Source organism: Massilia sp. P2_C2 (genome assembly GCF_056404615.1).
Window position 1 is genome coordinate 1 of the sequence record NZ_JBFUDR010000287.1, and the last position, 8,063, is coordinate 8,063.

8 protein-coding genes are annotated in these 8,063 nt (G+C 67.5%); 2 read left to right on the top strand and 6 right to left on the bottom strand.

Annotated elements, in window-relative coordinates; translation table 11 throughout:
• Window positions 1-1,218: right-handed parallel beta-helix repeat-containing protein (locus tag AC1DYX_RS24720; RefSeq protein WP_477263798.1), on the top strand; the 1,218-nt coding region annotated here is incomplete at its 5' end.
• 3 nt (window positions 1,219-1,221) lie between these two features.
• On the opposite strand, the gene AC1DYX_RS24725 is transcribed toward AC1DYX_RS24720, so the two are convergent.
• The 6 genes from AC1DYX_RS24725 to AC1DYX_RS24750 form a co-directional block, all read right to left on the bottom strand.
• Complete coding sequence (locus AC1DYX_RS24725; RefSeq protein ID WP_477263800.1) at window positions 1,222-2,067, bottom strand: hydrolase 1, exosortase A system-associated; 846 nt, start codon at window positions 2,065-2,067, stop codon at window positions 1,222-1,224.
• A complete protein-coding gene (locus AC1DYX_RS24730) occupies window positions 2,057-2,920 on the bottom strand; it encodes a hydrolase 2, exosortase A system-associated (protein ID WP_477263802.1) in 864 nt (287 codons plus the stop codon). The genes AC1DYX_RS24725 and AC1DYX_RS24730 overlap by 11 nt, the downstream gene beginning before the upstream one ends.
• A complete protein-coding gene (locus AC1DYX_RS24735) occupies window positions 2,917-3,180 on the bottom strand; it encodes an acyl carrier protein (protein WP_477263804.1) in 264 nt (87 codons plus the stop codon). Before AC1DYX_RS24735 ends, AC1DYX_RS24730 begins: the two co-directional genes overlap by 4 nt.
• A 24-nt stretch (window positions 3,181-3,204) precedes the next feature.
• Window positions 3,205-4,665 (bottom strand): oligosaccharide flippase family protein, encoded by a 1,461-nt coding sequence (locus AC1DYX_RS24740; RefSeq protein ID WP_477263805.1) that lies wholly within the window; start codon window positions 4,663-4,665, stop codon window positions 3,205-3,207.
• Window positions 4,666-4,701: 36 nt separating this feature from the next.
• The gene (locus tag AC1DYX_RS24745; protein ID WP_477263807.1) at window positions 4,702-5,625 is read right to left on the bottom strand and encodes a hypothetical protein; all 924 of its coding nucleotides are present in this window, start codon (window positions 5,623-5,625) and stop codon (window positions 4,702-4,704) included.
• Between the two features lie 65 nt (window positions 5,626-5,690).
• Window positions 5,691-6,833 carry a glycosyltransferase family 4 protein gene (locus AC1DYX_RS24750; protein ID WP_477263809.1) on the bottom strand — a complete coding sequence of 381 codons (1,143 nt, stop codon included), beginning with the start codon at window positions 6,831-6,833 and terminating at the stop codon, window positions 5,691-5,693.
• Between the two features lie 313 nt (window positions 6,834-7,146).
• Between AC1DYX_RS24750 and AC1DYX_RS24755 the strand changes: the two genes are divergently transcribed.
• The coding region (locus AC1DYX_RS24755) for a polysaccharide deacetylase family protein (RefSeq protein ID WP_477263811.1) at window positions 7,147-8,063 on the top strand (917 nt) is incomplete at its 3' end.

The following is an 8,063-nucleotide window of genomic DNA, read 5'->3' on the forward strand; positions in this document are numbered from 1 at the left end:
CCGGCCCTCGGCGCGGGCGCGCAGGCGCAGCCGGCGGGACAGGACGCCGCCGGTACCACGGTCACCACGCCGGACGACCTGCGCGCGGCGTTGCGCGCCGCCTCACCGGGCGACGTCATCACGCTGGCGCCCGGCACGTACCGTTTCCAGGGCCGGGGCATCGATATCCCGCGCGCGGGCCGGGCCGACGCGCCCATCGTCGTGCGTGCGGCGCGGCCGGGCACCGTCCACATCGAACTCGAGACGCTCGAGGGCTTCGTCGTCGCCGCGCCGTACTGGCGCTTCGAGAACCTCGACATCCGCGGCGTCTGCCCGGCCGACGACGATTGCGAGCATGCCTTCCACGTCGTCGGCGCCGGCCACCATTTCGCCAGCGTCAACAACACGATCCGCGATTTCAATGCGCACTTCAAGATCAACGGCGTCGGCAACCGCTACCCGGACGATGGCCTGATCGAGCACACGACCCTGACGGCCACGCACGCGCGCAAGACGACGAATCCGGTGACGCCCATCGACATCGTGACCGCCAGCGGCTGGACCCTGCGCGCGAACCTGATCAGCGACTTCGTCAAGCGCGACGGCAACCAGGTCAGCTACGGCGCCTACGCCAAGGGCGGCGGCCGCAACAACGTCTTCGAGCGCAACGTCGTGTGGTGCGAACAGGCGCTGCGCGGCCTGCCGGGCCAGCGCATCGGCCTGTCGCTGGGCGGCGGCGGCACGGGCCGGGAATTCTGCCGCGACGGCCGCTGCATCACGGAGCAGGAGGGAAGCGTCCTGCGCGCCAACCTGGTCATCGGCTGCTCGGATGCGGGCATCTACCTGAACGGCGCGGCCGCGAGTCGCGTGGTCGACAACACGCTCGTCGACACCACCGGCATCGACGTGCGCTATCCGACCAGCAGCGCCATCGTGGACGGCAACCTCGTCGACGGCCCRATCCGCGCCCGCGACGGCGCCATTGTGCACCTGGGCGAGAATCGCGCGACGCCGTTGTGGCGCAGCTACCTCGGCAGCCATCCCGTGCGCAGCCTGTTCCGCGCGCCGGAAACCGGCGATTTTTCGTGGCGAGACGGCGCACCCCTGCGCGGAGACGCCAATGTGGAAGGCAGGCCGGCGGACGCGCCCGACCTGTGCGGCCAGCGACGCGCCGCGCCGGCCGCGCCGGCCGTGATGGGGGCGTTCGCCCGTTTCAGCGACTGCCTGACGGCGCGCTGAGCGTCACCACGACACGACCCATTCGGCCGTCCATGCGGCGACCTGGTCGCGCCAGGCGCGGCGCGAGAACGTGTGGTCGGCATCCTCGAGGCGGCGCCAGGCCACGTGCGGCGCGCTCGACAGACGCTTCCAGGCCGGCGTCGATCCGGCCACGTCGCAGAACTCGCGTCCCGTCAGGTCGGCGCCGCCGATCACGAGCAGCGTGCGGCCGCCGAACGCGTGCAGGCTCTGGCGCATGCGTTCGGGCAGTGGCGCCGTGGCGCCGTCCTGTTGTCGACTGCCGGCGCCGAACGCGGCGCGCACGAGCCCCAGCATGGACTTGACCGAGCCCACGTAGTCGAATTGTCCGCGCGCCAGCTTGCGCCAGAATGCGGGGTCGCGCAGGCGGTCGCGGTAATGGTGTTTCAGCGTGGTGCGGGCGACGCCGTCGTCCGTGCGCACCCACGGGTTCAGCAGCACGAGGCCGCGCACGCGCGCGTCGCCCGGCGCATACAGCGCGGCCGCCGAGGCGCCGTCGCACAGCCCCCACAGCACGACATCGCGCATGCCGGGGACGGCAGCCACGAAGGCGTCGAGCGCGGCGCGGATGTCGTCCTGGATGCCTTCGAAATCGCGTTCGTCGCCGCCGCTGTCGCCCATGCCGCGCACGTCGAAGCGCATGGCGGCGATGCCCTGCGCGGCCAGGTGGCGCGCCAGCAGGGCGAACTGGCGGTGGCTGCCGACACGGTATTGCGGTCCGCCGACGACGATCAGTACGCCGCGCGTGCCCGGCTCGGCGGGCACCGAGGCGATGCCGACGAGCGTGTCGCCGCCGCAGCGGAATGCCAGCGCGCGTTCTTCAAACTGCATGGCTGCGCTCCTCCAGCACGGCCGCGGTCGCGTCGAGCAGTGCGGGGCAGGTGGACACCGCCGTCGTGGCCCAGAACGGCAGTCCCGTCACCGTGTGCACGTGCAGCCGCGTGCCTTGCGCTTCCCATGCCGTCTTGACGCGGCCGGCAGCCGCGCCCGGCGCCTGGCCGGGCGCGCCGAGCACCTCGAACCAGTGCGCGGGGACGGGCGGCACCATCGCGTCGGGAGCAGGCAGGGCGTCGATGGCGTGCGCCAGTGCCGGGGTGAGGTCGTAGCCGGCGATTTCCAGGGTCTGGCCGGTTTCCAGCGCCGCGCGCAAGGCCTTGGTGCCGTTCTGCGCGGCCGCGTCGTCGCCGAGCATCGCGTTCGCCGTGCGCAGGCGCAGGAACTGGGTCAGGTACGTGGCACCGCTGGCCACCGGTTGCCACAGCAGCAGCGGTGCAAGTGGGAACGTCGCAGTTTGTACAACAGTGCGCGCGTAGTCCAAAGCGAGCAAAGCGCCCAGGCGCATGCCCCACAGCGTGAGAGGCGCATCGATGCGCGCGCGCAGCCAGGCGGCGCCCGCGTCCAGGTCCCGCTTCCACAGGTCCCAGCGGGCGTCGCCGAAGTCGCCGGCGCTGTCGCCCGTGCCGGCCAGGTCGATCTGCAGCACGCCATAGCCGTGCGCGGCCAGGCGGCGCGCGCCGAGGGCGGCCATGCGGCGGGTGCGGTTGAGTTCTTCGGCGAACGGCGGCACGTACAGGACGGCGCCGCGGCACGGGCCGGCGGGCCGGTGGAACAGGCAGAAGCGCCGGTCGGCGCCGCTGCCGAGGAAGAACGGTTCCGAGTCCACCTCAGCCCCGGCCGGCGTCATTCGGCGCGTTTCTCGGCCACGAAAGCGGCCAGGCTGCCCAGGGTTTCGAACGTGCTGGCGCTGAGGTCGTCATCGTCGACGGCGATGCCGAAACGTTCTTCGAGGGCGCCGATCAGGCTGACGACGGCCATCGAGTCGAGCTCGGGCAGGCTGCCCAGCAGGGGCGAGTCGGCCTGCAGGCGCTGGCCGGCGTCGCCCAGGCTCAAAACGTCGATCAGAGTCGCTTTCACTTCATTGAGATTCGCGTCGAGATTCGTCATGATGCTCGTTCCATCGATTGTCGATTATACATTCGGGCGCGGCAGGCCCAGGCGGGCTTTCAGCGGCGCGGCCAGGCGGTGCACTTCGCCCACCAGTTCGTGGCGGGTGGCACGCAGCAGCAGATACCAGGTCACGGCCAGCGGCAGGGCCATCACGAGCAGCCGCGCCATCGCCGGGATCGCCGCCGGCAGCAGCGCCGCCAGCACCCAGGCGACGGCGGCGGTGCCGAGCGCCACGAGGGCGCTGGGCAGCAGCGCGCGCATCAGCATGGCCGTGGTGAAGCCGAAATACCGGCTCTGCTGCAGGGCGGTGACGGGGGCGCTGGCGACGGTCGCGAGGAACAGCGCCCACGCGAATCCGTTCAGGCTGCCGTCGTACAGCAGCACGCCGAACACGATGCGGGTCGCCAGGGTGACGACCACGGGGAACGCGCTCAGGTACGGCCGGCCGATCGCCGTGACGGCCATCGGGATGTAGTTGAAGGCGAGGGTCAGCGCGGCCGCCAGCGCCAGCGGCAGGATGGCCGGGATGGATTCCAGCCATTTGGCGCCGTACAGGGCGATGACGATGTCCTGGCCGAGCACGGCCGTCAGCGCCAGCGCGGTCCAGCCGACGCCGGTCAGCAGCAGGGTCGAGCGCGCGAGAATCGGCGCCAGCGATTCGCCGCGGTGCCAGGTCTGGGCCAGGTAGGGCACGGCGCCGTAGTTCATCGTCGAGCCGGCCACGTAGCTGAAGATCGACACGGTCGAATTCGCGCGGCTCAGCAGGCCGACGTGGCGCGCCGAGCCCAGCTTGCCGAGCAGCACGTCGGGGATCGAATTGTTCAAGGTGGTGGCGCAGTTCGTCACGAGGGAACCGACGCCGAAATGGGCGACGCTCTTCCAGTGGCGGAAGCCCGGCATCCACGGCATGCCTTTCGGGCGCAGGGGTATGTAGGCGATGCCGCAGGCAAGAATGTTGATCAGGTTGCCATACGCCATGGCCATGGCGCCAAAGCCCAGTTCGCCCAGGGTCAGCGTGCTGGCGCAGAAGCACACCGTGCCCACGACGTGCACGACGGCCTGCTTCTTCGCCTGGTAGTTACGCGCCAGCAGGGCGCCGGTGACGGTGCCGAACGGGATGAACACGAAGCCGATCGCCAGCACGCGCATTACTGGCACGATGCCCGGCTCCTTGAACCAGATACCGAGCCAGCCGCTGGCCGCGTACAGGGCAGCCGCGATGACCCAGGACGTCGTGAACACGACCCCGGTCGCCGAACGGATCTTGTCGTCGTCGAGGTCGGGTTCGCGCTGCAGGTAATAGGTGACGCCGAAGTCGCGGAATACTTGAGCGAAGTTGACGAACACGACCGTCATCGAATAGATGCCGATCTCGCTCGGGCTCAGGATCCGGGCCAGCAGGATGCTGACGACGAATTGCAGGATCCTGGTGCCCGAGGTCGCGAAAAAGTTGATGATCAGCGAACGACGCAAATCTGCCATGACAGGGCAACCGGGAGGAAAACAGCGCGCCGAAGATCAGGCCGGCGCGCTGGAGATCAGGTGGATGGCCTCGCGCGACGTCGTCTTGTACTTGTTGTTGATGAAGCGCATCGGCCCGATGAAGTGGAAGAACGCCGTCTCCGCCGTGGCGCAGTCGGGGGTGCCGTATTTCGGGAACGGCAGCGATGTCGTGGCGAACGCGTTCRCCACCAGGTAGTTCGAGGTCACCTGTTCGGTGCCCCAGCGTTTCCAGTCCTCGCCCAGCTTGCCCGTCATGCGACGCGAGAAGTCGAGCAGCTTGTCGCGCATCGTCGCCGACGGCGGGAACCCCGTGAAGCCGGAGCAGCCGCGCACGTAGCGCGCGTCCTGCGGCAGGCCGACGTTGGCCATTTCCGCTTCCGACAGTGTCTGGATGTGCGCGCCCGGCTTCACCTTCGGCAGCGCGTAGGAGCGCACCAGGTCCAGCGGGCGGATCGGCGTGTCCGGAATCTCGCCCAGCACGAAGCCGGCGCCGGTCTGGATGGCCTGCAGCACTTCCGGGATCGGCTGCATGGTCAGCGTGTCGGCATCCAGCTGGATCACATAGCTGTCCAGCGCGTAGCCGGAGATCGCGAACAGCCGCTCCCAGGTGCCGCCGCGCGGGATGTCCGGATGGGTGAATTCATGCGCCTCGCGCAGTTCGACGTGCGGCACATGCCGCTTCAGCACGCCACGGTCGTTCTCGTCGAGCGACGGATCGCACACGATGACGATGCGGGACGGATTCAGGAAGTGAGTAAACGATTTGACCGCGACCAGATAGGAATGGACGTCGCGCTGGTGCACCATCGACAGCAGCGTGAAGGGCAGGTCGCCGCGCTTGATGGGACGGGTGTCCAGGATCCGGCGTGCGACTTTCTGGTACTGCCATCGGAAATAGTCTCGCCTGATGCGATGGACCACCCTCTCGACTAAAGACATTCCTCAGGACTCCCTTTTCTGCTGATCAAATTCAAAGCACAACGGTGACGGCGTTTGCCGGGCCATCACAGGAACCGCGCGATGTGTGCGGCGAACTCCTTGCTTTGACGCACAACATTATATGCGGTATCGACGTGCGCACGCGCGTTGTTACCATGCATTTTTGTCATTTCCGCATCGTCAACATAGCGCAGGACGGCCTGCGTGAACGCGGCAAAATCGTCCAGGCCGATCACGGCGCCGGTCTTGCCGTCGAGGATAATCTCCTTCGGTCCCAGTGACGCGCTGGCGACGACGGGGATGCCGCAGGCCATGGCCTCGACGATCGCATTGCCGAAACTTTCGCGCTCGGCCGCGTGCACGAGCAGGTCGGCGGCGCGGTAGTACGGCACCAGGTCGTTCTGGCGGCCGGCGAACACGCATACGTCGTCCAGGCCGAGTTCCGCCGCCAGCCGCTTCCACTCCACGGCCGGCGGCCCATCGCCCACGTAGATGAAGCCGATGCGCTTGCCTGGCCGCGCATCGATGACGTCGCGCACCACGCGCAGCAGGCGGTCGACGCGCTTTTCCGGACGCGCCTGCGACACGGCCAGGATCCAGAACCGGTCCTGGTCCAGCCCCAGCTGCGCGCGCGCGCTGGTCCGGTCGCCGGGGTGGAATTTGACGGCATCGACCGAATTGCGCATCAGGATGACCTTGTCGCGCGGCAGCTTCTGATAATTCAGCAGGAAGTGCTCCTGGGCGACGGAATTGGCCAGGTGCAGATCGTGCTGTTGCATGCGCAATACACGCCGCACGATGTGTTTCGCCGCCTTCTTGATGGCGTTGTCGCGTTGGCGCGGATCGAAACTGTCGTTTTCGGTGTTGATCGTGTGTACACCCAGGCGGCGCAACAGGTCCAGGCACACGGTATTCGACAACGCGCTCATGAACACCATCACTTTGACGTTGTGGGTGCGCACGAATTGTTCGATCGCCGCCCGGCCGGCCGGTGAGTTGTCGTAGCAATCCAGCTGTACGGGCTGCAAATTCTTTGGTTGATAGCTGGGATTGCCGGTCAGCCTGGGGAAGGCCATGTACACGTTCGCCCGTTCGCGCAGGTCGCTACTCGCCCGGTCGCGCACGGCGGCCGTGAAATTCCACACGTAGCCCGTATCGTCGGGATAGCGCATGGTAAACACGACGCCCGGCTTTTCCACAGTTGTCACACGTACTCCAGTACTCAATCAAACACGAAGTTGCCATATTTAGCACAAAATTATAGCTCATCCATTTATTTGGCATGTTGCAGTGCAGCGCTAGCGTGCGGGCGTGTCGGTACGCGGTTTTTGTCGGATTGCCGCAACCTTCCAGTGAGAAATAATTCACCACAATGTCGCACGATTGATTTCCGAATGACAAACGCCTTGTGCTAGGATTGCAATACTTTTAACGGCAACACCCGTGCGCAGCAGCCTCATGTCGAGCGTGTTCGACCGTGCGCGCACAGTGCCATCGATACGGCTGCATGATTCAAGCGTAATGTTGAAAAAAGCTCAGCACGTGCCGGCGCAACTGGCACCCGGACAGCGTCCGGTCCTGCTCGTGATCGTCGACACCGAGGGTGAGTTCGCCTGGGATCAGCCGTTCAACCGCAACGCGATCGGGACGTCGTCGATCGCCAGCCAGCCGCTGATGCATGCGCGCGTGTTCGATGCGTTCGGCATCGTGCCCACCTACATGGTCGACTGGCCCGTGGCCACGACGCCGGCGGCCGTCGCCACGCTGCGCCGGTTGCTGGACGCGGGGCGCTGCGAGATCGGCGCGCACCTGCATCCCTGGGTCTCGCCGCCGTATGAGGAAGTGCTGTCGGACTTCAATTCCTATGGCGGCAACCTGCCGCGCCAGCTCGAGTTCGACAAGCTGCGCCTGCTCACCGAAACCATCGCCGATTCGTTCGGCCGGCGGCCGCTCGCGTTCAAGGCGGGCCGCTACGGCCTCGGCCCGCACACGGCCGACTCGATCGCCGCCCTAGGCTACGACATCGATGCGAGCGTCGTCCCGTACAGCGCCTTCACGGCCGATGGCGGGCCGGATTTCCGCGCGTTCGACGAACATCCGTACTGGTTCGAGGCGGGACAGCGCGAGCTGCTCGAACTGCCCGTGACGACAGGATACTGCGGCTGGCTGCGCCGTTTCGGGCCGCACCTGTACGACGCCGTCCAGACCCGCTGGGGCCGGTGCGTCCGCCTGGGCGGCGTGCTGGCGCGCCTGCACGCGCTCGAGCGCGTGCGCCTGAGTCCCGAAGTGGCGAGCGGCGCCGAGATGCGCCGCCTGACGGACGCCCTGCTGGCCGACGGCTGCCAGATCTTTTCGCTCACTTACCACAGCCCGTCGATGATGCCGGGCCACACGCCGTACGTGCGCTGCGAGGCGGACCTGGAACGCCTCATCACCAC

Excerpts from the sequence above, each read along its gene's own strand:
- AC1DYX_RS24740 (WP_477263805.1), bottom strand. The coding sequence starts at position 4,665 with ATGGCAGATTTGCGTCGTTCGCTGATCATCAACTTTTTCGCGACCTCG.
- AC1DYX_RS24735 (WP_477263804.1), bottom strand. The coding sequence starts at position 3,180 with ATGACGAATCTCGACGCGAATCTCAATGAAGTGAAAGCGACTCTGATC.
- AC1DYX_RS24730 (WP_477263802.1), bottom strand. The coding sequence starts at position 2,920 with ATGACGCCGGCCGGGGCTGAGGTGGACTCGGAACCGTTCTTCCTCGGC.
- AC1DYX_RS24725 (WP_477263800.1), bottom strand. The coding sequence starts at position 2,067 with ATGCAGTTTGAAGAACGCGCGCTGGCATTCCGCTGCGGCGGCGACACG.